At 49.1% G+C, this 23,762-nt stretch carries 18 protein-coding genes; 2 read left to right on the top strand and 16 right to left on the bottom strand.

Annotated features, from left to right (window positions below):
- Positions 1 to 14 precede the first annotated feature (14 nt).
- Entirely contained in the window at positions 15 to 3,248 is a 3,234-nt protein-coding gene (locus RQP52_RS17155; protein ID WP_315953010.1) for a stalk domain-containing protein, read from the bottom strand.
- A 212-nt stretch (positions 3,249 to 3,460) separates the two neighbouring features.
- Between RQP52_RS17155 and RQP52_RS17150 the strand changes: the two genes are divergently transcribed.
- Positions 3,461 to 3,847 (top strand): DUF4280 domain-containing protein, encoded by a 387-nt coding sequence (locus tag RQP52_RS17150; RefSeq protein ID WP_315953009.1) that lies wholly within the window; start codon positions 3,461 to 3,463, stop codon positions 3,845 to 3,847.
- Positions 3,848 to 3,893: 46 nt separating this feature from the next.
- Positions 3,894 to 5,603 carry an MORN repeat-containing protein gene (locus RQP52_RS17145; protein ID WP_315953008.1) on the top strand — a complete coding sequence of 570 codons (1,710 nt, stop codon included), beginning with the start codon at positions 3,894 to 3,896 and terminating at the stop codon, positions 5,601 to 5,603.
- Positions 5,604 to 6,583: 980 nt separating this feature from the next.
- Here the strand turns inward: RQP52_RS17145 and RQP52_RS17140 are convergent.
- The 15 genes from RQP52_RS17140 to RQP52_RS17070 form a co-directional block, all read right to left on the bottom strand.
- A complete protein-coding gene (locus tag RQP52_RS17140) occupies positions 6,584 to 7,789 on the bottom strand; it encodes an anhydro-N-acetylmuramic acid kinase (protein WP_315953122.1) in 1,206 nt (401 codons plus the stop codon).
- Complete coding sequence (gene nagZ / locus RQP52_RS17135) at positions 7,789 to 9,441, bottom strand: beta-N-acetylhexosaminidase (protein ID WP_315953007.1); 1,653 nt, start codon at positions 9,439 to 9,441, stop codon at positions 7,789 to 7,791. Before nagZ ends, RQP52_RS17140 begins: the two co-directional genes overlap by 1 nt.
- A 105-nt stretch (positions 9,442 to 9,546) precedes the next feature.
- Entirely contained in the window at positions 9,547 to 10,464 is a 918-nt protein-coding gene (locus RQP52_RS17130) for an N-acetylglucosamine kinase (protein ID WP_315953006.1), read from the bottom strand.
- A gap of 29 nt (positions 10,465 to 10,493) precedes the next feature.
- Complete coding sequence (locus RQP52_RS17125) at positions 10,494 to 11,636, bottom strand: exo-beta-N-acetylmuramidase NamZ family protein (protein WP_315953005.1); 1,143 nt, start codon at positions 11,634 to 11,636, stop codon at positions 10,494 to 10,496.
- Between the two features lie 93 nt (positions 11,637 to 11,729).
- A complete protein-coding gene (locus RQP52_RS17120; RefSeq protein WP_315953004.1) occupies positions 11,730 to 12,437 on the bottom strand; it encodes a PIG-L deacetylase family protein in 708 nt (235 codons plus the stop codon).
- The gene (locus tag RQP52_RS17115; protein ID WP_315953003.1) at positions 12,438 to 13,406 is read right to left on the bottom strand and encodes a GNAT family N-acetyltransferase; all 969 of its coding nucleotides are present in this window, start codon (positions 13,404 to 13,406) and stop codon (positions 12,438 to 12,440) included. It lies immediately after the preceding gene.
- A gap of 34 nt (positions 13,407 to 13,440) precedes the next feature.
- Positions 13,441 to 14,301: a carbohydrate ABC transporter permease gene (locus RQP52_RS17110; protein WP_315953002.1), complete on the bottom strand. Its 861-nt coding sequence runs from the start codon at positions 14,299 to 14,301 to the stop codon at positions 13,441 to 13,443.
- Positions 14,302 to 14,320: 19 nt separating this feature from the next.
- Positions 14,321 to 15,226 carry a carbohydrate ABC transporter permease gene (locus RQP52_RS17105; RefSeq protein ID WP_157317659.1) on the bottom strand — a complete coding sequence of 302 codons (906 nt, stop codon included), beginning with the start codon at positions 15,224 to 15,226 and terminating at the stop codon, positions 14,321 to 14,323.
- A gap of 101 nt (positions 15,227 to 15,327) precedes the next feature.
- Complete coding sequence (locus tag RQP52_RS17100; protein WP_315953001.1) at positions 15,328 to 16,767, bottom strand: ABC transporter substrate-binding protein; 1,440 nt, start codon at positions 16,765 to 16,767, stop codon at positions 15,328 to 15,330.
- Between the two features lie 31 nt (positions 16,768 to 16,798).
- Positions 16,799 to 17,713: an N-acetylmuramic acid 6-phosphate etherase gene (gene murQ, locus RQP52_RS17095; RefSeq protein ID WP_315953000.1), complete on the bottom strand. Its 915-nt coding sequence runs from the start codon at positions 17,711 to 17,713 to the stop codon at positions 16,799 to 16,801.
- A 179-nt stretch (positions 17,714 to 17,892) separates the two neighbouring features.
- A complete protein-coding gene (locus tag RQP52_RS17090) occupies positions 17,893 to 18,759 on the bottom strand; it encodes a MurR/RpiR family transcriptional regulator (protein WP_315952999.1) in 867 nt (288 codons plus the stop codon).
- A gap of 589 nt (positions 18,760 to 19,348) precedes the next feature.
- The gene (gene rarD, locus RQP52_RS17085) at positions 19,349 to 20,260 is read right to left on the bottom strand and encodes an EamA family transporter RarD (protein WP_315952998.1); all 912 of its coding nucleotides are present in this window, start codon (positions 20,258 to 20,260) and stop codon (positions 19,349 to 19,351) included.
- 193 nt (positions 20,261 to 20,453) lie between these two features.
- Positions 20,454 to 21,323, bottom strand: coding sequence for a carbohydrate ABC transporter permease (locus tag RQP52_RS17080; RefSeq protein ID WP_315953121.1), 870 nt, complete (start codon positions 21,321 to 21,323; stop codon positions 20,454 to 20,456).
- Between the two features lie 31 nt (positions 21,324 to 21,354).
- On the bottom strand, positions 21,355 to 22,236 hold the full coding sequence (locus tag RQP52_RS17075) for a carbohydrate ABC transporter permease (RefSeq protein ID WP_127457874.1): 882 nt from the start codon (positions 22,234 to 22,236) through the stop codon (positions 21,355 to 21,357).
- Positions 22,237 to 22,318: 82 nt separating this feature from the next.
- Positions 22,319 to 23,677 carry an extracellular solute-binding protein gene (locus RQP52_RS17070; protein ID WP_315952997.1) on the bottom strand — a complete coding sequence of 453 codons (1,359 nt, stop codon included), beginning with the start codon at positions 23,675 to 23,677 and terminating at the stop codon, positions 22,319 to 22,321.
- Positions 23,678 to 23,762 lie beyond the last annotated feature (85 nt).

Here is a 23,762-nt window from a genome sequence, read left to right as displayed (position 1 = left end):
TCTTTAATCTCCTCTTAATTTGAAATCTGAATGATTTGCGTCGGTGCGTTCCAATCCACTTGCAGACCCAAGGATTCTGCTATGAACCTTAATGGGACATAAGTCTTTCCCTCAAGCAGATAGGCCGGTCCGTCGATTTGCACAGGATCCCCATCAACATAAGCTTTGTCTTCACTGATACGGCTCGTGATCGTCTTATATTCCGTGCTGACCGTAACCGTGAGAGTATCTTGGTCCCAATCTACAGCAGCACCGAACGACTCTGATACGGATCTTATAGGTAAATATGCCTGCCCGTTTATTATAACAGGCGGAGCATCAAATTTGATGAAAATATTGGGAGAAAGCACGTTTTCTGCCGGAAGCGGTTGAACGGAAACACTGGCTGCCAATGCAGCTGAAACATCGGCCAAGGCCGCCTGCTCCTCAGGCGTATACTTGGCCTTTTCTTGCTGCTGCAGCTCCTTCAGCAGCTTCGTGACCTGCTGTTCAAGCTGCGTCTGCACGCTTGCCTCTTGCGGCAACGCTGCCGCAAGCACCTGCACGGCGTCAAGCTGCGCGAACAGCGCGTCCTTCTTCGCCGTCGCCACCGCCTCGGCGACGGCTTCGAGCGAGCGGGTCAGCGTCGCGACCCGCTCCGTGTCCCCCTGCGCCTGCGCCAGCTTCAGCGCAGCCTCCAGCTTCTGCTTCGCCTCTGCGAGCGAAGCCTGTCCTTCGGATGCGCCCGTTTGCGCATCCGCGAGCTGCGCCTGCGTCGCCAGAAGCTGCTGCAGTACCGCTGCAGCAGCTACCGGCTCGCCGGCGGCAAGGGCTTGCTCCAGCTTCGTCTGCTGGAGCTCAGCCTGCTCGGCCAGCGCATCCTCGCTGGCCGCTTCCTTCCCAGGCGTCGTGCCGCCTGGGGGGACTTCACCACCAGGCGAGCCCGGTGGTGTCTCGGTCTCCTCGGACAGCGCTGCGATCAGCGCGTCCGGGTTGTTCACCAGCTCCATCTGCTGAAGAGCTGCCTGGCTGTCGCCTTTCTGCAGCGCCTCCAGCATCCCGAGCTGGGCCTGTGCATCCTTGATCTCGACCGCCAAATCGGCGATCTCGCTCAGCTTCATATCCGTAACTGCCGCTTCCTTGGCCGCCTCCAGCTTCACAATATCTTTCTTCAGCGTGTCAATCTGCTGCTGCAGCTGTTCGGGCGTTTGCAAAGAAGCGATAGCACCAGGCTTCGCAATTTCCACGGTGACTTTTAGAGCCTCCGCGTCCTTCTGTGAAAGCGCTGCGGAACTCGTCGGATCGGCTATCGCGCTCGGGTCTACGGCATTATCCATGCCGAACCAGACCGCTCCAGGCTCATCCGCTTTATAGAAGATCCCCTGTCCCGATGAAGACATCGTTGCCGAAGCTGCATTATAGGCTTCAGGAGTCAGCGCATCCAGCTGCACCTTGTAGGAACCGATGATAACGGTACCGAGCCCTTTTTCCTCGTCAGCACCAGAAGCGCTCTCGCCGTTTGTAGTTCCGTCTCCCACCGAACTTCCGCCATTTCCACCATTTTCAGGGCCATCCTTGGCTTCATCTGCCGCCGCCAACTGTCCGGCATTTCCTTTGCCCTCCAGCAGCAGCTCCCCAATCGGTTTCCCCTTCGCGTAGAGCACAACCTTCAAGTTCTCAAGCTGACTAAGTTTAAGCGTTAATTGTCGCACAGCCTTATTCATCTTGGTGCGTTTACCGATCGCTCGGCCATCTTTGGTAAACAACGCGTAATCGGTGGCGCCGAGCTTTTTATTCACGGTCACGCTAAAATCACTGAGCAGCGGACCAATGGCCGGCTTCAATTTCCAAGAGCCCGCAGGCGCCTTTGGATTTTGCGGCTTGACGGCGGCGAGCCCGTCATCCAGGTTTTGATAAGGCAGGATGCCTTTCTTCAACGTTTTTGCAACAGCCCCACCCGTGTCGATGTCCAGCTTGCCAAGCGCTGTTTCATAGCTCATTTGCGCCATTAAAATTTGCTCATCTGCCTTGCTCACCGCTTCTTTATAAGCCGCAAGCTCGTCGGTTTTCATCAAGCTGAGTTTCACCTTCTGAGTTGCTTTATCCAGCGCGCTTACGGCACTATCCTTATCGCGTAAAGCTTGCGCGTAACCTTCCTCCGCACCCTTCGCTTCCATATAGGAAGCTCTCACTGCTGCTATAACCGCTGATCGGCTCTCCTTCTCCTGCAGAACCGCTTTGTTTTGTTCCATGGTAGCAATAGGTAACGCATCCCGCAGGTCGTCAAGGTAACGCAGTCCATCAAACTCCCCCTGAAGCAAAGATTTGGGAATCGGAATGAATCCGAGCAAAAGGAAAAACCCTTCCCAATCTTTCTTCACCTGTGACAACGTCGTTTCATAGCTGGCCAGAAACATATCCATGTCGATATCCTTAGCCTTATACAGACCATCCATAACCTTCATGCGGCTGCTGCCAAATTTGGAACTGTACAGATCACGTGTCGTGCTTAGTTTATGATCGGCCAAACGCCGATCCTCCGTATCTTTCAGCAGACTGACCGTCGATTTGAGCCCGCTAGTTATGTAGGCCGGCAGCTGCTTCTGATCCAGATTCGCGTAATCCGGTTCAAAAGAAAGCTGAACTTTATTTTCCATATCCAATTGAAGCAGCTTGCCCAGCGCCAAACGACTTGCTTTGGCCGTTAATTGCGCTTGTTTATAAACGGATGCGGCCTTCTCCAGCGCCTTCTCCGCCTGCTCCTGCTCGGCACTGTCAGCAAGCCCGAATTTCCGCTTCTTTTTAACCGTATCCAACGCCGTTTTGGCGTCCTCCCATTTCTTGCGTGCGTTCTCTTCCGCTGCTTCATCCTGATATGCCGTTAAATACGCTTTTTGCACATCAAACCGAACCGTATTTATCGATTGTCGAAGTGTTTCCTGTGCGAGATACAGCTGCTTGCTGGCCTCAGGCACCTTCAAACGTATCGTTAGGTCCTGACTTAAATTCCGGGGTTTGGCAAAAAGGCCGGAAGCCTTCGCTTCCTCACTTTTCACAGCATGCTGCGCTTGCTCCAGCTCCAGCTTTTTCTTTGAAATATCCGTTCTGGCGTCCCGCAGTACAGAACTTATTTTCACACCTTGATCCATCGCTTCTTTCATGGTTAAAGCTTTTACCGATGCAGCTTCCACGCTTGGCCCTGCTGCCAGAACCGGCGCTGCCGACAGCAGCACTACAAGTCCCAGCCTTACTGCTTTTAACCCTGCCACTCTGAATCCCTCCGCTCGCTTGCAACTCTTCCTTTATAGTACAATATCTCTTTCACTCTCGCACCCATCTTTTGGAGAAACTTAGCGAAAAGAATCGAATATAGTAATAGATTGATGGTTATCTGCTTTTCTAGTAGTATAAAAGTAACAGAAACTACAACTGCATCGGATCCTGCTACATAAATAACTTGTTACATAAAAGGAGGTATCCCATGGGGAACCTTGTCTGCGGCGGTGCCATGCTGCAATGTTCTTTCGGCGCTGCGCCCAGTTCGTTAATGGTGCTGCCAGCGAATATGGTAATGACCGCAATGCCCATCGCAAACATTATGGATAATAAGCCTATGGTGAACATTTTGCCGTTCGGCATGTGTAATTCCATGGCCAATCCCATGGTTGCCGCAGCAACAGCGGCGGCATTCGGCGTCCTGACGCCCATGCCCTGCGTACCGGTGACGGCAGCTCCTTGGGTTCCTGGATCACCAACGGTGCTCGTCGCTAACATGCCGGCTCTGAACAACTCCTCCAAATGCATGTGCAATTGGGGCGGTGTCATCCAAGTTCAGCAGCCTGGACAAATGACCATTCAGGTGCCTTAACGCATTTTTATAAAAAAATCGAGCGTCCTTTTAGGAGTGAAATCATTTGGAGATTCAGCCGGTCAAAACCATTGAAAAAGTGCTAAAGCCCGTCGTAGCACCTTTCATCGGACATGTCATGAAAGCCTTTCAAACCATTGGAAGACTGCCCAAACTAGCGATCATTAAGTTTCAACAGATTCTTAGAGTCATGCTGCAAACGCGTGAGACCTCGTTAAAAAACTATATTTTGATCGGCTCCTACTACGTCTCCAAAAGGCTCCTGCTTTTCATCACCTTATTGATTCTCGTCCTGATCTTTTTTATCTTCATCCGCCCTCCTGCGATCGTGAATAAATGGTTGAACCGGGTTCCTGTTCTGCAGGAGAACACCACGAAGCTGACTAGCTTCTCGGGGAATGGCAAAGTAGTGGGTGCCGAGAAAGCGGCGCGTTATGAAGGCGGTCTAGTTGACGGGCTGTACGCGGGGAAAGGCAAGCTTTATCACAAGAACGGCGTTCTCGCTTACGAAGGCGATTTTGAAAAGGGGCAGAAATCAGGCGCCGGCTCTCTCTATGACGAACAAGGTACATTGCTGTATAAAGGAGCTTTTGCGGGAGATGCCTACAACGGGGCCGGCACCTTATATACTCCCAATCAGAAAGTCCTGTATATCGGGGAATTTCAAAATGGCAAGTACGGCGGGGCCGGAAAATTGTTTGCCCCAAGCGGCGATCTGCTTTACGAAGGCGCGTTTAACGGTGGCCTTTACAATGGGGCGGGCAAGCTGTTCTCTTCGGGCGGCATCGCCCAATATGAAGGGGAATTTGCAGCCGGTCAGTATAGCGGAGCTGGCAAGCTGTTCGATACCAAAGGCCTTCTCGTTTATGAAGGCGGCTTTAAGAACGGCAGCTACTCCGGCGACGGAACCGAGTACTACGCTAACGGCCTGATGAAGTTTAAAGGCCAGTTCCTGGCCGGCACGTACGGCGGCGAGGGCACCGCCTTTGATGAGAAAGGCGTGCCCCGTTTCAAGGGCACGTATGTGAGCGGCGCCTTGAACGGCGCCGGAGAAGCGTATGACGAGCTGGGCAAACTCGTCTACAAGGGCGATTTCAAGGTCGGCGTCTATGACGGCCTTGGCACTGTGTTTGATGCAGACGGCGCGCCGCTTCTGCGGAGCTTTTTTGCAGGCGGCCAGGCTAGCCTGCAGGGCTTCCTCGGTTTGTCCAGCAAGAAAGTCGAAGACTTGCTGGGCAAACCGGCGGAGGTGACGCTGCAGGATGCCAGCGTCATGCTTGCGGGCCAGGAGGCGGCGGTTGACGCCTCCGTGGGGGCTGCGGCTGCAGCTGACACTGGCGCTAGTGCTAGTGCCGGTGCAGGTGAAGCAGCCGTTGGGGCTTCCACGCCAGCTGCCGTAGGCGCTGGGGTGGGCGATGCGGCAGCAGCAACGGCAGGTGTGAAGCTGCTGCTGAGCTATCCGGCCTACCAGCTGTCGTTACTGGTAGAGCCAGCGAAGGGCAACCCGAAGGAAGCGGTTGTTACTTCGCTTAGCATTTGGGGCTCGAAGCCTTTGGCGCTGCTGCAGCCAGCCATCGAGACCATCAAAAAACGCGGCGAGCCTAACGAAGCCGGCTACGTCGTGATGGAAACCGAGGTCGGTGCCGGGAATGGCACCTACACGAACAGCTATTACAAGGGGGATTACCTCTTCACCTTGACGCATTTTGATAAAACCAAAGAAGCCCACCTACTGCAGGTGAGCTCTGTGAAATAGCAATAGCCGGGAGACGCTCTATTGGGCTCTCCCGGCTGTTTTTTTGTGGGCTCCAATGTGACTAGTATCCCTTAGTAATGCAAATTCTGAGATATCTACAAAAAAGTAATCAAAACCTCACTACCCTAGCTGCTCTAACCCATTCCTTCTTCTCCACTACTCCTTACTCTTACGCACAATCTTCCGTCCGCATCACCATCATACTGACACCATATCGCACATGGCCCCTCGTCCACCGCAACTAATATCCCCGAGCAACGTAAATTCTGAGCTATCTACAATAAAGTAAACTAAACCTCACTACCCTAGCTACTCCAACCAATTCCTTCTTCTCCACTACTCCTTACTCTCACGCACAATATTCCGTCCGCTTCAGCATCAGACTGACTCCATATCGCACATGCCCCCTCGTCCACCGCAACTAATATCCCAAGTAATGCAAATTCTGAGCTATCTACAATATAGGAAATTAAGCCTCACTCCACCATCTCACCTACCGCCTAAACTATGTACTATAGCAACGGACACCTAAGCCCTTAATTTGGCTATTCCGACCAATATCAAGAGGCTATCAGACCTGAGAGCCTTTATTTACTTGATTATTGGCCGATTCTGGCCATCTCACGCTCATTAGCGTCTCTCATGTCCGCTAAATTTCATATTGAGCTTAAATCGCTCAAATAGAAGCAGCTCAGTCCGTTAGACTTGGCTTTATCCGTTAGGCTCGGTCTTAAAATGCATCCCTTTTTCACGACTTGGTACAAAGTCAGCAACGTCTTTACTGCATAAAGTACAGCAATTCCACAAAAAAATAGCCATAAACATAAAAACCTGCATTTGATACATCAAAAATGCACGTCACAGCCCAAAGTGGCGTGAAATCGCGATATTTGATGTATGTTTTGCAGGTTTTCATTCTTTATAGGGAAATCGATTCGGATTTACTGTACTTTTTGCATCTTCTCTGCTTCATCTCCGCCCTAAGGCAAAGCCAACTTGCCCATGACAGTCAGGCGCTCTGCACCTGTCGCTGACGGCAAATTGTTCGGCACGCCGTGGATGAAATCGTTCCCCAGCAGGGCGAACAAGATGGCTTCCTTAGCGTCGCCAGAGATGCCCAGCTCGTCGGAGGTGAGAATCGCTTGCTCAGGGAGCAGCTCCTGCATCATGTTAAGCAGCGTATGATTGCGCGCACCGCCGCCGCTTACGATAACTTCCGCTATGGCGCAGTGCGGCAGAACAAAATCTTTATAAGCGCGAGCAATGGAATGCGCGGTGAACGCCGTCGCTGTAGCGACGATATCTTCGTGAGCGAGTCCGCGATCCAATGCGATTTTGAGCCATGCAGCCGTGTACGCTTTGCCGAACAGCTCACGCCCCGTGGTCTTCGGAGGAAGCTGCGCAAAGTAAGGATGCGCCAGCATCTCCTCCAGCAGCTCGGTGTGGACTTGACCGCGAGCCGCCCATGCGCCATCCGCATCATAGGTTAGCCGGCCTTCGGACAACTCGTAGACGACTTGATCCATGATCATGTTGCCCGGACCCGTATCGAAAGCAATGAGTTTGCTGGCATCGGACATCGTCGCAGTCGTTCCCTGAGCCGGAATTGCGGTGCAATTGCCTATGCCGCCGATGTTTTGCAGGATGCGCCCTTTGGCCGCATCGCGGAACATAATGAAATCCCCATAAGGCGCAAGTGGAGCGCCTTGCCCTCCTACCGCCATATCGGCGGTGCGGAAGTCGCCGACAACCACACGGCCGGTCCGTTTGGCGATGACAGACAAATCACCGATTTGCAGCGTTGATTTGGGCAGATAAGGATCGGCTTCATCCGCAACCGGAATGTGCCACACGGTTTGTCCATGGGTGGAGATGAGATCGATCTCCTCCATGTTCATTCCCGCGGCCTTAGCCGTCTGCACCACCGCGTCAGCAAATCGCTCGGCAATGGCAAAGTTCATGCCGCACAATAGGGCAACATTCGAGTGATCGATGGAGCATAACTGCTTCAGCTTTTCGCGTACTTCCTCTTCATAGGAGAAGCTTTCGAAGTGAAGCAGTTTGACTTTGGCATCAATTCCGCTACCATCGATCCGGACGATGGCAACGTCGATGCCGTCCAGGGAAGTGCCTGACATGATGCCCGCTACGGTTAGCGAAGTCTGATTCAAAAGGGAACGGAGCATCACAGTCCGCCCTCCCATTTCCAACCTGCTGGATATCCGAAGCCCAGCGTGACGGGCAGACGGCCTTTCATCTCCAGCTCACCCAGCAAAGCTTTGGCTGTGCTTTGCAGCGCTAGCGGGCGGCTTTCGTAAGCCGCGATGAAGGTGGAAACCTCCGGCAGCTCAAGCAAATCGTACGGCACGCGCAGCGCGACGACGATTACTGGCTTGCCGAGTGCTTGCAGGGCGCGCACCAGCTCGACCTGCGCCGGATGGAATCGGGCGTTGTACGTCCCGATGACGATCTGCTCCGCTTCTTCCGCTGCGGCCAGCACCGAGCCCGTCAACCCACCGACCTCTGCCAGCGGCAGCACACGGTCGAGCACGTCAAGGCCGCGCTCAGCAAGCGCTGCGCCCAGACTTGCCGGTCCGGCGTACGCTTCGTCGACGCCGGACGATACCGCTGCGGCCACGGTGACCGCTAGCGTTCTTACACGCTTCAGCGGCAGTAATCCCTGCTCGTCCTTGACGAGCGTGATGCTCGCTTCGCTGAGACGTTGGGCGACCGCGCAATGCTCCGCGGTCCCTACTTCAGCCGCCGAGCCCGTCTGCGGTGCAAACAACCCGCGGCGCTCCTTGAGCGCGAGCAGCCTTTCCACGGACGCGTCGATGCGCGTTTCACTCAGACGCCCCTCTTTAACAGCCTGTTCGATCGCATCAATAGCGCCGATCTGGCGGTCAAGCCTATGGCTGATGAGCACAAGATCAGCCCCAGCTTCGATCGCCATAACACTGGCGGCAACTGTGCCATAATGTTCGGCAATGGCATTCATCTCCATGCAGTCTGTCATCACGACGCCCTCGTAGCCCAGCTCCTCTCGCAGCAGTCCGGTTAACACAGACTTGGAAAGCGTCGCAGGCAGCTTCTCGGACTCAAAAGCCGGGAAATAAATGTGCGATGACATAATCGCATCGACACCGCCATCGATAGCTTGAATGAACGGCACAAGCTCCAAAGAACGAATCCGTTCTTGATCATGCTTGATCGTAGGCAAATCCAAATGGGAGTCAACGCTCGTATCGCCATGTCCCGGGAAATGTTTCGCTGTCGCGACAACGTTAGCGTCCTGAAAGCCTTGCACCGAACGTCGTCCAAATTCAGCGACAAGCTCTGCAGACTCGCCGAATGACCGTACACCAATAACCGGGTTATCCGGATTATTATTCACATCGAGCACAGGAGCAAAGTTCAAGTTAATTCCAAGCGCTCTCAGCTCTTTCCCCGAAATGAACGCAGCTTCATAAGCGGCGTCGCCTGCATCTTTTACGCCAACTCTCGCTCCCTCTACCGGCCCAATCGCTCCAGCCGCAAGCGCCATCTGCCCAGGCATCAAGGCAACGCCTTCGGTAATACGGGCAACCATTCCGCCCTCTTGGTCGATGGAAACCCATAGCGGTAACGTGTCCGACTGCTCGGCGATTTGCTGCAGCTGCTCGGATAACTCTGCCACCTGTCCAGTTTGTTCTACGTTACGCGCAAAATAAATAACACCGCCAATATGGTGTTCAGCAATCAGCGCTTTGAGCTGCTCCGTTGCTTCCGTGCCTTCAAAACCGCAAAGAAGCATCTGCCCGATTTTCTCTCTTAGCGTCATGTCCTGAATCTTTTTCATTCTTTATCCCTCTCCCTCGCTGAAAAAACTTCTATCCTCAAAATTAACTCTTTATGTCTTTCTCTGTCTCGGTCTATCTCGGTCTATCTCAATCTCTATCGCAGCCTATTTCTTCAAACGATTCAGCGCCATCAAAACGGCACCGCTCGCCGCATCCTTTTTAGCCGTAATACAAGTCAAATCCGGATATTTTTCACACAATAGCTGAACAAATGCGTCCCGCACATGGCTATTATTCAGCAATACACTTCCGGCCATCGCAAGGTTTCCTTGCTGCAAGGACAGCTTTTCCACGACAGGAACGACCGTCTCGAAAAGCGATGCAGCGTTTTTAGCCGCAATAGCCAGCGCCGTTTCGTCCCCTTGTTCGCAAGCCTTAGACAGGATAGGCGCCAAGGCTGCGATATCCTTCTTGTTTGTCTCTTTGTTATAGACAAAACCAACGATCTGCTGAACATTCGTCAGTTGAAGCTGTTCGTAGACCATTCCAGTAATGACAGTCTCCCCGATTCTTCCATCATTAGCTCGAACGAGCGCAGACAACAGGTCGCGGCCGATGCTGTAACCGCTGCCCTCATCATCGATGAGGTGTCCCAGCCCGCCGGCACGGTGAATCGTCCCGTCCTCTTTTTTGCCATAACAAATAGACCCTGTTCCCGCAATTAAAATGATGCCGTACTCGCGATCATGCGCTCCGCAAAGCGCCGTTTCCTGATCACCTGTGATGTATACGTTCCCTTGATAGCCGCATTCTCTAACATTCGCTTCCAAACGGGACGTAACACTAGGATTGCTAACCCCTGCTGCACCAATTACGATTTGTTCACAGTGCTCCAGTCCCCCGCAGGCATCGCTAATGCCTTGAAAAATGTCCTGAAAACTCCGCTTGATGCTCTCCGCATCTTGCCCATTATAGTTAATCGCTCCAGATGCAAAGCTATGCACCACTTGGCCGCTCTCGTCAGCTATTTTTACCGCTGTTTTGGTACCTCCGCCATCTAGCCCCGCTACATATCTTGTCATTGGGTCACTTATCACTTCTTCCGTTTATTCTATTTGTACAAATGATACTGTTGTTTCATCTGCGCAAACGTCTTGCTCTCTTCACCAAATTGCTGAAGCAGATCCGAAACGTTCACATGGTCTTGTCGATACACATTGTCTCCGCATAATAAATCCATGAAAGGTCTGGAGCCTTCTCGGAAAGGAGGCAGGAAGGCAAACTCTTCATAATTGTTTTTGATCGTGTAGAGCAGGGTAATCCCCGTTTCAAGAGGCTGGACAGCGCGAGTATCCAATACATGAATTTGAACGCCGCTGCAGGACTCTCCTTGATGCTTCGAGAAACTCGGTTTAAAATAGACCGGCCGGAAAACAACGCCTGGCAGTTTCTTGGCATTCATTTCATCCGCCAGCTTCTGCCCATCGATGAACGGAGCCCCTATGGCTTCAAACGGAACTGTTGTCCCGCGTCCTTCCGACAAGTTCGTGCCTTCAAAGATGCAAGTTCCCGGATATAGCAAAGCTGATCTAAATCGCGGAAGACCTAGGGAAGGCATGATCCACTCTTGACCCGTCTCGGGGAATAGCATGTTTCGCTCCCAACCTTCACAGCGGACCACATGCAGCTCACACTGCCAGTTCATCTGATCATTTGCCATCATGGCGAGTTCTCCGACGGTCATCCCGTAACGGACTGCAAGCGGGTAATTGCCTACAAAAGATTGATATTCCGGTTTTAAAATATTACCTTCCACCGTCACGCCATCCAAAGGATTAATCCGGTCGAGAATAACAAAAGGTTTCCCTGCTTTCGCACAATCTTCCAAAGCATATAACATTGTATATATAAACGTATAATAGCGGGTTCCTACATCCTGAATATCATAGACGACCATATCGACTTCATCCAGCATCTCTTGGCTCAAACGTTTGGAATCTTTGCGATACAAGCTGTGTACAGGCACCTGTGTAATCGGGTCCAAATAAGTTTCTACCAGTGCGCCAGCGGCTTGATCTCCCCGCACCCCATGCTCCGGAGAGAATAAGGCCGTGAGGTTGAAATTCTCGTGCAAAATTTGAATCGTAGAAACAAAATCCTTGTTCAATCCCGTTGGCGCCGTAATCAGCCCCAGCCGTTTCCCTTTGAATAGATGAGCATACTGCCCGATACAATCAATCCCGTTAAGAATCATAGCTTTCCCCTCGCTCGCTTCTTTTTATTGAACAAAACCTCTACCCAAGCCATATTCGTGATAAGCGGCTGCGTGTAGAGGTCGGATGATTTTCTATAATTCAGTTTTGAGCACACGCATATTTTCTTCTGGAATCATGAACGTTTGTGCATATTCTTTTCTGGCCTCAAGCCCGCGGACTCTCATCAAATGCTTGTAGTATTCCAAGTACTTGAACGACTTGCTGCCGGTTACGAACCAATGCGTGGAAACGGCTTTGACCCATAGATCGAAAGCTTCCTGATCATAATCGACATAGACGTACGGACGGTAGTCGACCGCATCTTCCCAGTTCTCGGCATAATACAATCTCTGAGCAAAATGGGCTGGAAGCTCCCGTTCAAATGTCGGCAAGGCAGCAAAAAAACGGGCATCGTTCACGATGCGGTGCGTAGTCATGTGATCCTTGTGCATGCTGTTTTTCCAATGGGTGATAATCACGTTTGGACGAACTTGACGAATGACATCGCATACACGGAAGCGCATCTCTTGGTTATCCTGCAGCTCGCCGTCTGGAATATCGTCGAAGACGAAAGCTTCCCCGCCCAGCATTTCGGCAAATGTTTTCGCCTCTTTCACTTTCTGCACGCGATATTCCGCCATATCTTGTCCTGCAGGAACACCGCGTTCGCCTGCTGTCAGCGCCAGTGTCGCAATGCGATCACCTTTCAGGAAGTGGCTTGCCAATACGCCTCCAGCCGTTAATTCGGCATCCCCAACATGACCGCCGATCGCTAATATCGTTAACTTTTGCTCGCTCATTTACACAAACTCCCTTCTCATCACAGAAAATTGTTTGACGGTTGTAAAACCTGCCTTCTCATAAATGCGAATGGCCGGATTCGTACTGCCTGTGTAGAGCGACATGTAGTCCGTACCAATTGAACGGAATGCTTCGCACAGCTTAAAAAAAAGCAGGCTGCCCAGCCCATGACCCTCATGCTCAGGAAGCACGCCGATGCCCGCAAAGTAGCCGCGTCCGTTGTCCTGACGAATGACCGGGCCTGCAAATCCGATGACTTTGTCTTTATATGCAGCAATGACCACTGGCACACCATCTGCCGTGCACTGCCCGATTTCCCTTTGCCACAAAAGATTGTTAAAGCCATTAAGCATTTCCTTAACGCCGTTATGCTTTTCCGAATCGAACAATTCCACCGTGTATCCTTCAGCTGACGCCTTATGCTCCTTAGCTCTTACATCCTCCGGTATGGTGAAACCGTCCAACTTCAAATACATCGCGCATTCTTTCGCGCGTTCTACATATCCTGCTTCCAGCAAAAACGCATACAATTTACTCTCGATCGGCACACCTGGCGCATTGTTATGCTCATGCTTTGGAGTCCCAGGTATATACCATGGCAATAACATCGGATTAAAAAATAAGACCTCGCCTTGCTTTTTCCCCAATTGCTGGAAACGACGTTCCAAAGCGTCCAGCATGCCTTGATAATTCTGATTCGTTTGGAAGCCTTCGGCCAAAACGATGCAGGTGATGTATCCACCCACTTCCCCAAGCGGCAGATCATCCCCTGTACAGCCACAGGCGAAGCCTTTGACCTCATTTTGATCCAGTAACACAAAGGTATTTTCGCTATCAAAATAAGGATTGGCCGTGAAAATACGCTCAAAGGTTTCTTCCGTCAGTTCCTTATAGCCATCCTTCACGGCTTCTTCATTCCATAAATCAATAACGGCCTGACGATACTGTTGATCCCAAGACACAATCATGCTGAAGTGATACCTCCCCCACGCCCGGCTTGTATTAGCCTTTTACCGCTCCAACCGTTACACCTTCTAAGAAGTACTTTTGCAAGCTGAAGAAAAGAATAAACATCGGTAGTGCTGAGATCGTAGCCCCTGCCATCATCGGTGCGATAAACGTCGTGTTGGCGAAGCGGAAGTTTTTGAGCCCCAGTTGAATCGTCTGCATATCCATCGTATTGGTGACCAGAAGCGGCCAGAAGAACGTGTTCCAGCTATCCATAAACGTTAGAATCGCCATGACGGCAAGTACCGTTTTGGACAAAGGAAGAATAATTCTCCAATAGATCGTGAACTGGCTGCACCCTTCGATTTTGGCACTTTCCATAATCTCGTTCGGGATGCTGCTCATAAACTGTTTAGCAAGAAAAATATTATAGACCGTAACGATACCCGGCATAATTAATGCGCTGTACGTGTTTTGCAGATTGAACACATTCACAACAAGAATATACAAAGGAACTTGTGTAACTTGGTAAGGAATCATCATGGAGACAAGCAATACCGCAAACAGCACGCCTCTCCCTTTAAAACGAAGTTTGGAAAATGCATATCCAGCCATACTGGCGAAAATCACGTTGGATACCATTACTGTAGTTGCTACGATCAGGGAGTTCAGAATCCACCGATACGAATACTCGCTATAATCAAAGAAATATTTGAAGGAAGCGAATGTGAACTTGCTTGGTAAAATGGAGTAGTTCACCGCTCCTGCCTCAACCGGATCTGCAAAGGATGAAATGACCATGAAATAGATTGGAAATATCGTCGCCAAAGCAAAAAGGAGAAGGGCGATAAAAATGATTGAATTGCGAATGGTTTTTACTCTAGGTTTGCCTGCATGATTGCTGTATAAAGCCATTATTTATCCATCCCCTCTCTTAATAGTCGACATCTTTTCCTGCGAATTTGAACTGAATAACGGAAATCCCTGCAATAATAACAGCTAGAATCAGCGATTGTGCCGCGGCTTTACCGAATTCAAAATAAGTAAACGCATTATTGAAAATCAGTAGGCCAACCATCGTTGTCGCATTGTTCGGGCCACCGCCGGTCATCAGGTAAGCGTTCTGGAACACTTGGAAAGAACCGATAACACCCGTTACCAGAAGGAATAACGTAGCTGGTTTCAAAGCAGGAACAACAATGTACCACAGCTTCTGGAAGAAGTTCGCGCCATCCATTTCCGCTGCTTCATAGAACGTATCATCAATGCCAAGAAGTCCTGCCAGGTAAATGATAATGCTTGTGCCGTGACTGGATAGCCAAGACATCAGGACCAAAGAAAACATGGCTGTTTTACTTGACCCCAACCAGTTCTGATTGCTGAATCCGAAGAAATGAATCAGTTGATTGAGAATCCCGCCCTCAAGCGGATCGAAGATCCAAAGCCATACGACAGATAAAGCAACACCGGACGCTACGACAGGCAAATAATAAATACCTTTGAAGAATCCTTGTGTTTTCTTCCTCAGCGGAAGAATCAAGATCGCGATCACCATGGATAAGATCAAGTTAACTGGCACGGTCAGTATCGTATAGACGACCGTATTGCGCATTGCTTGCCAGAACAAAGGATCTTTTAATGAAGAAGCGTAATTGGCGAATCCAACATAAGTGGAACCAAGAGGTTTGTATTCCTGGAGACTGATGATAAATGCACTTACAACCGGGTATGCGGTGAACATCGCAAAAACAACCAAAGCGACGGCAATAAATGCATATCCCCAGACACCTTCTCCTTTGATTCCTCTTCTTTTTATCGGTTTAGCGATATTCGTTGCCATTTCCTCTAACCCCCAAACCCCGTTTCAGAAAACCCGGATTAAAATAGTTCGGATAGTCGTGTGAGTTGCTTTCACGACTATCCGAAATGTACGGTTTTTAATTAGTCTTTAACAACGCCGTCTGCACCAAATGCAGCAATTGCGGCAGTTTTCACAGCTTCGTACATCGCTTCAGGTGTAACTTCGCCTGCGATTAGACCCTGGAACTTAGGAACGATAACTTCCGTTTCCAATTTAATCGCTTTAGCGCCTAGTTCACTTGGAATATCGGAACGAGCTGGCGTTGCATTTTTAAGCATATAGTCAACAGCTGCCACGTTCTCTGGGCTTCTCTCAATTTTCATGCTTTCAGCCGCTTTTTTAGCGCTTTGTGTGATATGTGCGGAGAACAAATCATTATTTGTTGTAGCCGCATTTTTACCGCTAGCTAGGAAGTAAGCTGCTTTTACAACGTTTGCTTTGTGCTCAGCAGTTGGTTCCTTTTTACCGCGGAACGTCATGTAACCGTCAACGACAGCAGCAGCGGATTGTTTAGCACCTTGGAAAGTCGGAGCCGGCAATACAACATAATCAACAGGGATGGAATCTTTTACTGCACTTGCATCATTAGCTTTTAGTTTTGCATTGTTTGCTTTTGCAGAGTTCTCAAACACGGCAAGACCTTTACCTGTGATCATCGTTTGACCTGTCAAGAACATGTTCCAACGTTTACCAGCATCTACGGAGCTAAGCTCTTTCGGCATGGATCCGTCATCAATCAGTTGACGAAGATCTTTAAGTAGACCCAAGTAATTTTTGCTAGTGTATGCATATTTCAAATCTTTATCAAATGCGTTCGGCATTCCGGCATTTTTCGCCATAATACCCAAGTAGTCAACAGCAGCAACGCCTTTCACCGCAAACACAAAACCGTAACGCGTTTTGCCATTTTCAGTGACTACGCCTTTTTTGATCGCTTGACGGAATTCGTCATACGTCCAGCCGTTTGTCTGTACTTTTTTCCAGTCGATTCCTGCTTTTTCTAGGAACTCTTTATTTCCGCCCAATGCGTGTACTTCCATGTACGCCGGGAAGCCGTAAAGACCTTTACCATTTTTCATGTAATCAAGTGGAGCTTTGTCATAATCATTAATCATTTCAGGAGTTGCTGTATCCGTGATGTCCATGAGCAAACCTTGCTGCACGTATTTCGGGATACCGTCAGAGCCTCCGAATGCAATATCCGGCGGGCTGCCCGCATTCACTTGTGTGTCCAATTTCTGCTTCATATCTTCCCAGCTAGCCGGTTCGATTTTCAACGTCAGGTTTGGATATAAGGCAGTAAAATCTTTGGACATTTGTTCGAAAGTTTTTTGGTAGTTCGGTGAAACCGGCGGCAAAAGTGCCGTAATGGTATCTTTAGCTGTTGAAGCGCCAGCACTTGCAGCTGGAGCTGATGCAGCCGGTGAACTCGACTCTTTCGTGCCTGAAGCGCCACCACAAGCGGTTAAAGCCATTGTTAAAGCTACAACGGATGCTAATACGGGCATTTTTCTTTTCATGAAAAACAGACCTCCTAATAATTTCAGTTATTTACACAACTTGAACAAAGGTACGTATGGCTCTTTTCAAACTGCCTTCACTTTGCAGCAGGGCTTGTTCAGCGTCCGCGGCATTCATGCCTGTTTTGATCATCATGATGGCTAGTTTACAGTTCATGGAAGCAGCTTCCAAATGGGCCATCGCAGTCGCCTCGTCAACGCCTGATGCCGCCCGAATAATCCGTACGGAACGATCACGCAATTTGATATTACTTGCTTTCATGTCAACCATTAGGTTGTTATAAGTCTTCCCTAATTTGACCATCGTACAAGTCGTAAGCATATTTAGAACCAGCTTCTGTGCTGTCCCCGCTTTCAAACGGGTGGATCCCATAATCACTTCCGGCCCTACGACAGGCGCGATGCATACGTCACAGACAGGTTCTAGTTTTGAGTTTTTGTTATTTACAACACCGATTGTCGCAGCCCCAATTTCCTTCGCTTTTCTCAAAGCAGCAATAACGAATTGTGCACTTCCACTAGCTGTAATCCCAATAACCGCATCCTTGTCAGTCACTCCGCAACGCTCAATAAGTGCGACCCCCTCTTCTGCGTTATCCTCAAATCCTTCAACCGCAAATCTTAGGGCCACATCCCCACCAGCAATATGACCTTGCACCAGCATGGCATCTACACCAAAAGTAGGAGGACATTCAGAAGCGTCGAGCACACCGAGTCTGCCAGAAGATCCAGCCCCTACGTAGAACATTCTGCCACCATTTTTCAGTGCATGATGCAAAATGTCAACCGCTTTCATAATCTGCGGAATCTCCGCTCCTACGGCTGCGGGAACTGTCGCATCCTGCTCGTTCATCAAACGTAACATTTGTTCTGTTGTACATTCGTCGATCATCTGTGTTTTCTCATTAATCTCTTCCGTAGTCAACCCCGACAGATACTCATCCATTGTCTCATCCTCCTATCCTGTTTCTTTAAGTTTCTAAATTCATACTAGCGAAAAATTTCACTATGGTCAATACTTTTTGAAATTTTATTTTATTTTACAAAAAAAATTTGAATTTTTATTTTGGTGAACGACAAAAAAAAGACAACGACTTTATCATGCTTAGCCATTGTCTTTCTTATTCATTTGCGGTGTTTGCTGCTGGCGATGATATCATGTGTTTTGGACAAATATTTCTTCACTTTTTTGTACTCTGCGCTGGCGACTCCAGCAAAAAGAATATCAATTACCGTTAGCATGGCAATACGCGAGCCCATCGCCCCACTGCGGATCGTAACCTCAGGCGTGGATATGCTGAGCACGATGTCCGCCTTTTCGGCTAACTCGCTTTTATTATATTTCGTAATCGCGATGACGGTCGCGCCATTCTTTTTGACAATGTCCAGCGACTCTATAATTTCAATGGTGCTGCCGGAGTTTGAAATAAAGATAGCTACATCTGATTTATCAAGAAGTGTTGCATTGGTGAGTTGGCTGTGTCCGTCTGTGTAGCTATGGCACATCTTGTTAATCCGCGAAAACTTCTGCTCCGCGTCGATGCACACCAATCCGGATGCACCAATCCCAAAGAAAACAATGCGGCCACTCTCGCGCAGCACCTTCACCGCACGGGCGATTTCATTTTTATCAATCACACTTAAGGTATCTTCAATTGATTTACTATTGTTGCGGGAAATATTAGAGATAATAATCGAAAGATCATCCCCAGGCTGGATATCGGTATATTGATCCTTCTGCTCATCATCCATAGAGCCAATTGAAGCAGAGATGCTGACGATAAAATTACGGTAACCTTTGTAACCCATCGTTTTGCAGAACCGCAGCACCGATGCGTCGCTCGTTTTCGTCAACTGTGCGAGACTCTTAATCGATAAGTGAGGAATCTCTTCCAAGTTCTCTAAGATATACTCGGCCACCAGTTTCTCTACAGGCGTAAGACTTTCTTTCATATCCCGAATTTTGATCAAAATGTTATCGTTAATTGCCATCGCTCTTCCCTACTCGCCATATATTATCTGAGCTAAAATTACTAATATCATACGAATATTTTTTTGAAAATACAAGATGATCTTCTCCTATCCTAACGGATTCCTAGTCGCCAATCAAGAAATTTTATTTCAATGTTTATTTACCACGGTAAAATTAAATTCCAATCTAACTGATTGCTCCAAAGAAAAAAATAAAGGGCTATCCGTGCAAGTCTTCTAGTTAGACTTGTGGGATAGCCCTTTATTCCGTTTTGGCGGTTTGGCTTGGCCAACTCACCGCTGGTGAGGGGGCTCTAATAAATTAGCTGGAAAAACCACCGCTAATTTATTCAAATCTTCGTTTTCCAGGTGAATAAGTGGACAACCTCCATTTAATTCGCTCGAAATTGCTTTCGTGCGAGCGAAACAACCGATATAACTGGAGTTTTTCCAGTTATATCGCCGGGTCAAACCGAAATATAGGAAATAACTGGACAATTTCCATCTATTTTAGCTGCTCCAAGTAACACTGCACGTCAACCGCTACTTCACGCTCCGGCTAAACTGGCTACTCCAAGTAATCAAATCTTCCTGCTACTGCAACATCCGCTTACCCTGCCTCCGCAGCCGAAGCAGCAGCAGTAGTAGCAGCGTTCGTCCTAGCCACCCGCATCGACGCCAAGGCGTAGACGATGAGCGCCGCCCAGATCAGCGAGAAGCTGATAAACAGCACCGGCGAAAACTTCTCCTTAAACACAAATATGCTGAGCAGCAGCGTAATCGAAGGTCCGATGTATTGGATGAAGCCCAGCATCGATAACGGAAGCCGCGCCGCTGCTTTGGCAAACCACAGCAAAGGCAAAGCCGTTACCGCGCCTGACAATAAAAGCAGCACAAACGAAACAGTAGGAAGCGACCAAGCCGCTTCATGATGAGTAAAATGCAAGTAAACGATATAAGCGACAGCGATAGGAAAAACGAACGCGGTTTCCCCAGCCAGTCCAACCGATGCTTCGTAGGACACCTTCTTTTTCACCAGGCTGTAAACGCCGAACGAAGCCGCCAGCGACAAGGATACCCACGGGAATCTACCGTAGTCGATCGTAGCTACCAAAACGCCGGCTCCCGCCAAAGCGACGGCAATCCACTGGCTAAAGTTCGGCTTTTCACGTAGAAACAGGACGGCAAGCATGACATTAAACAACGGGGTAATGTAATATCCGATACTCGTCTCAATGACATGGCCGTTGTTGACGGCCCAGATGAAAATCAGCCAGTTGGACGAAATCAGAATCGAGCTTGCCGCGACCACAAGTAAAGTCTTGCGGTTTGTAAACATATTTCGGAGCTGCGCCATCTTGCCTCGCCCTACCAATAGAAGCAGACCCATAAATACAAATGACCAGATGACGCGGTGTGCCAAGATTTCCCCAGCAAGCAGCGACTCAAATGATCTCCAATAAACAGGCAGCAACCCCCATGCGATATAAGCAATAATGGCGTACCAGAGCCCTTTTTTCATAGTCGAATCCTTCTTTCAATGTCTAGTTACAGAACCCTGTGAATCTAGTTGTATCATCCGCGGGTCAATTTTGCATTGTCCTATTGTAACATAGAGTGTCACATCTGTCCGTACCTAGTTAAGTCCACTTTTTCACAAAAAAAATAAACCCCCGATAGACGAGAGTTTCAAAAGTGGACATCCTATGATTTTATTACCCTTTAACTGAGCCAGCTGCAATACCTTCCACGATACGATTGCTAAGCAGCAAGAAAGCCAGCAGAATCGGCAAAATACTGATCATCAACGTAGCGCCGATAGCTCCCCAGTCTGTCGTATATTGACCGATGAAATTTTGCACCCCGACGGTTAGCGTTTTATATTTCTCGGAACTAATGAAGGTATTGACGAAAATAAACTCATTCCAATTGTAGATCATATTGATAATAACAGCCGTGGAAAGCACCGATACGGTCATCGGCAGCGTGATGCTGAAGAACATGCGGTTCACCGAGCACCCATCCATGACAGCCGCTTCTTCCACCTCACGAGGCAGTGTGTAGTAGAATCCTAGCATGATCATAATCGTAATCGGCAGATTGAACGAGATGTACGACAGGATGATGGACAACGGGTGGTTGGTCAGATGTGTTTTAGTGAAAAAACTGAACAGCGGGATCAGCGTCGAGTGCACGGGGATCATCAATCCGACCATGAACAGGCCAAGCACGAACGATTGCAGCTTCCACTTCATCCGCGTTAATGCGAAGGTGACCAGGCTGGCCAACAACACCGTAATCGCTACAGAAACCACTGTCATCCAGACACTGTTGAAAAAGTAATTATTGATATGGCCCTGCGTCCACACCTTCTCGTAATTTTCCCAGCGCAGCCGTTCCGGAAAGGCCATTGGCGCCAGATTAAATATTTCTTCGTTATTTTTTAACGAAAACAGCATAAGCCACAACAAAGGAACGACCTGAATCACAGCAACGATGGTCAAAATGGCATAAAGAACACCATATCCAATCCGTCCCGGCAGCTTGCTCCGCATGATTTGAGGCTGCGCTTGACGCTCTATCATTTCGATATTCACCCTAATCAAGCTCCTTTCGTTACGAATATTGGATGTTATCTTTGGATGCCGTTGCTTTGCGAATCAGCCATGTCACAACGAGACAGATGATCAACAGGAAGAAGCCAATCGCGCTGGCGTAGCCGAAATCGTAGCCTTTGAACGCCTTGCGGTACATGTAGGAGGCCATAACTTCGCTGGCACCATTCGGTCCGCCGCCTGTCATCACATAGATCAGGTCAAAATATTTCAGCGACCCTACAACCGCTAGAACTACGGTCACTTTCATGACTTCGGCGATCAAAGGAATACGAATGGATAGGGCAATTCGCCATGGGCTAGCGCCGTCAATGCGCGCTGATTCTATCAGCGAACTGGGTACATTTTTCAATGCGGCATAGTAAATTAGAATATAGAATCCCGCGTACTGCCACAGGATCGGGATAAAAATAGCATAAAGAACAATCGATGGATTAGAGAGCCATTCAGGTGTATGCTGGACCCCCAGCGACGTCAGGATATGATTTAGCATTCCGTTCGTCGGGTGGAAAATTTTCAGCCATAGTTGGGCAATTGCCACTGAGGACAGCAGCATCGGAATTAAGTATACTTTGCGAAACAGATTGGCTCCACGAAGATTGGCCGATAGCACCAACGCTACCAACAAGTAGACGAGCAAGCTCAACGCTGAAAAAATAGCAAGCAGAAAAGAATGCTTCGCACTGCTCCAGAACAGCTCATCACGAAGCAGCTCCATATAATTTTGCAAGCCGATAAAGCTCATTTTACCGACGCCGTCCCACTTCATTAATCCGTAATAGCCCGTCATGACGATCGGCATGTAGATCAGGGCCACAACCAGAAGTAACGAGGGAATGACGTACAAAGCGATCATGGATTTATTGGACATGACTTTATCCATAACGGACACTTCCCTTCCTTACCGATAAAGGAAAAGGACATACCGCGTGTCGGGATATGTCCTTCCCACTCGATTCATGTGGTTACTTACCTTCTTTGGCCAATGCTTCTTCATGCTTTTTCGCAAACTCTTCCGGCGTGACCGCTTTGCCGAATAACGCTTGAATCATGTTCAAGTGAACTTCCGCGGAAGCAGGTTTCATCTGTACGTCAGCGAACAACGTGATGTTACTTGCTTTATTAAGTTCATTTAATAAGTCAATGTACATTTGCGGCAGTTTCACCTTGGAAGTATCCACTTTCGTCGCCGGGATCACACCCGCTTCGGAAATCGCGTGCTCGCCCCACTTCTGAACGAAGAAGGAGACGAATTTCTTGGATTCCTCTTTGACCTTCGAGTTGTTGGCAACGAACAAACCTACGCCCGGACCGCCAACCCAGCTGTCCAAGTTCCCTTTGCCGCCATCGACGGTCGGGAATTTAAAGAAGCCGATTTGATCCTTGAACGCTTGTGGAACATCTTTATTCGTTGTGTAATTCGGCAGTTCCCATGTTCCCATCATGTACATAGCTGCTTTGCTGTTCATGAATTCCGCTTTGCCCTCATCGTTGGAAAGTCCGTTGAAGCCTTTGTTGAACCCGTTCATATCAACCAATTGGGTAATTTCGGATGCTGCACGAACCAAACCAGGATCGTTGAATGAACCGGAGCGGTCAATGGCTTTCTTCAACGTTTCCGGTCCGCCGATGCGATCCGCTAGATACATGTACCACAGGGAGCCGGTCCAGCGGTCCTTGTTCCCCAATGCGATTGGGGCAACACCGTTTGAGCTAAGCGTTTTGACCACATTTTTAAATTCATCATAGGTTTTCGGCACTTGCAGGTTATATTTCGCGAAAATCGCTTTATTGTAGTACACCGGCACAATGTTCAGTTCCACGGGAAGCCCGTAGGTTTTGCCGCCAAAAGCATAGGCGTTCGTCGTTCCGTTAACGAATTTATCCTTCAAATCGCCTTGCAGCAGATCGTCTAGCGGAGCGAACATGTCACCCTTGACATAAGGATCCATGTAGCCTGCAGCCCATGTGAAGCCTACATCCGGCAATGCGTTGGAAGTGGACAGGACCTTCATTTTATTTTTATATTGCTCATTCTCAAGCACTTCTTGTTCAATGGTCACATTCGGATTTGCCGTTTGATACTCTTTAATGATATCGTTTACAATTTTGTTTTGCGTTGCGGAGTTACCGGTCGGCCAGAGGTGCATCATTTTGATCGTTACTTTCTTAGCTGGTTGAGCGCTCTCTCCTGCTGCCTTCGCTGTTTCCTTGGCAGGCTGCGGTGAGCTGGCGCTCTCTGTCGTAGAACTGGAGCACCCGGATAAAACTAAACCGAGACTAAGCATCGTCGTCATCGTCCATGTAAGCGTTTTTCTTGCCATGCGTTGTTTTCCCCCTTAAACTATGTTTGCTACGAGTATTATTGTAGCGCTTTCATTGCGACGGCAGGGAGTAACGGCTATCGGG

This window comes from Paenibacillus violae (genome assembly GCF_032461945.1).
Lineage (GTDB): Bacteria > Bacillota > Bacilli > Paenibacillales > NBRC-103111 > Paenibacillus_E > Paenibacillus_E violae.
The sequence above is the reverse complement of the archived record's forward strand: the minus strand, read 5'-3'. Positions and strand labels throughout refer to the sequence as shown.

What these genes read in the sequence shown, in the direction of transcription:
- RQP52_RS17150 (WP_315953009.1), top strand. Translation starts at nt 3,461, where the DNA reads ATGGGGAACCTTGTCTGCGGCGGTGCCATGCTGCAATGTTCTTTCGGC.
- RQP52_RS17140 (WP_315953122.1), bottom strand. Translation starts at nt 7,789, where the DNA reads ATGCTCCGTTCCCTTTTGAATCAGACTTCGCTAACCGTAGCGGGCATC.
- nagZ (WP_315953007.1), bottom strand. Translation starts at nt 9,441, where the DNA reads ATGAAAAAGATTCAGGACATGACGCTAAGAGAGAAAATCGGGCAGATG.
- RQP52_RS17130 (WP_315953006.1), bottom strand. Translation starts at nt 10,464, where the DNA reads ATGACAAGATATGTAGCGGGGCTAGATGGCGGAGGTACCAAAACAGCG.
- RQP52_RS17125 (WP_315953005.1), bottom strand. Translation starts at nt 11,636, where the DNA reads ATGATTCTTAACGGGATTGATTGTATCGGGCAGTATGCTCATCTATTC.
- RQP52_RS17120 (WP_315953004.1), bottom strand. Translation starts at nt 12,437, where the DNA reads ATGAGCGAGCAAAAGTTAACGATATTAGCGATCGGCGGTCATGTTGGG.
- RQP52_RS17115 (WP_315953003.1), bottom strand. Translation starts at nt 13,406, where the DNA reads ATGATTGTGTCTTGGGATCAACAGTATCGTCAGGCCGTTATTGATTTA.
- RQP52_RS17110 (WP_315953002.1), bottom strand. Translation starts at nt 14,301, where the DNA reads ATGGCTTTATACAGCAATCATGCAGGCAAACCTAGAGTAAAAACCATT.
- RQP52_RS17105 (WP_157317659.1), bottom strand. Translation starts at nt 15,226, where the DNA reads ATGGCAACGAATATCGCTAAACCGATAAAAAGAAGAGGAATCAAAGGA.
- RQP52_RS17100 (WP_315953001.1), bottom strand. Translation starts at nt 16,767, where the DNA reads ATGAAAAGAAAAATGCCCGTATTAGCATCCGTTGTAGCTTTAACAATG.
- murQ (WP_315953000.1), bottom strand. Translation starts at nt 17,713, where the DNA reads ATGGATGAGTATCTGTCGGGGTTGACTACGGAAGAGATTAATGAGAAA.
- RQP52_RS17090 (WP_315952999.1), bottom strand. Translation starts at nt 18,759, where the DNA reads ATGGCAATTAACGATAACATTTTGATCAAAATTCGGGATATGAAAGAA.
- rarD (WP_315952998.1), bottom strand. Translation starts at nt 20,260, where the DNA reads ATGAAAAAAGGGCTCTGGTACGCCATTATTGCTTATATCGCATGGGGG.
- RQP52_RS17080 (WP_315953121.1), bottom strand. Translation starts at nt 21,323, where the DNA reads ATGATAGAGCGTCAAGCGCAGCCTCAAATCATGCGGAGCAAGCTGCCG.
- RQP52_RS17075 (WP_127457874.1), bottom strand. Translation starts at nt 22,236, where the DNA reads ATGGATAAAGTCATGTCCAATAAATCCATGATCGCTTTGTACGTCATT.
- RQP52_RS17070 (WP_315952997.1), bottom strand. Translation starts at nt 23,677, where the DNA reads ATGGCAAGAAAAACGCTTACATGGACGATGACGACGATGCTTAGTCTC.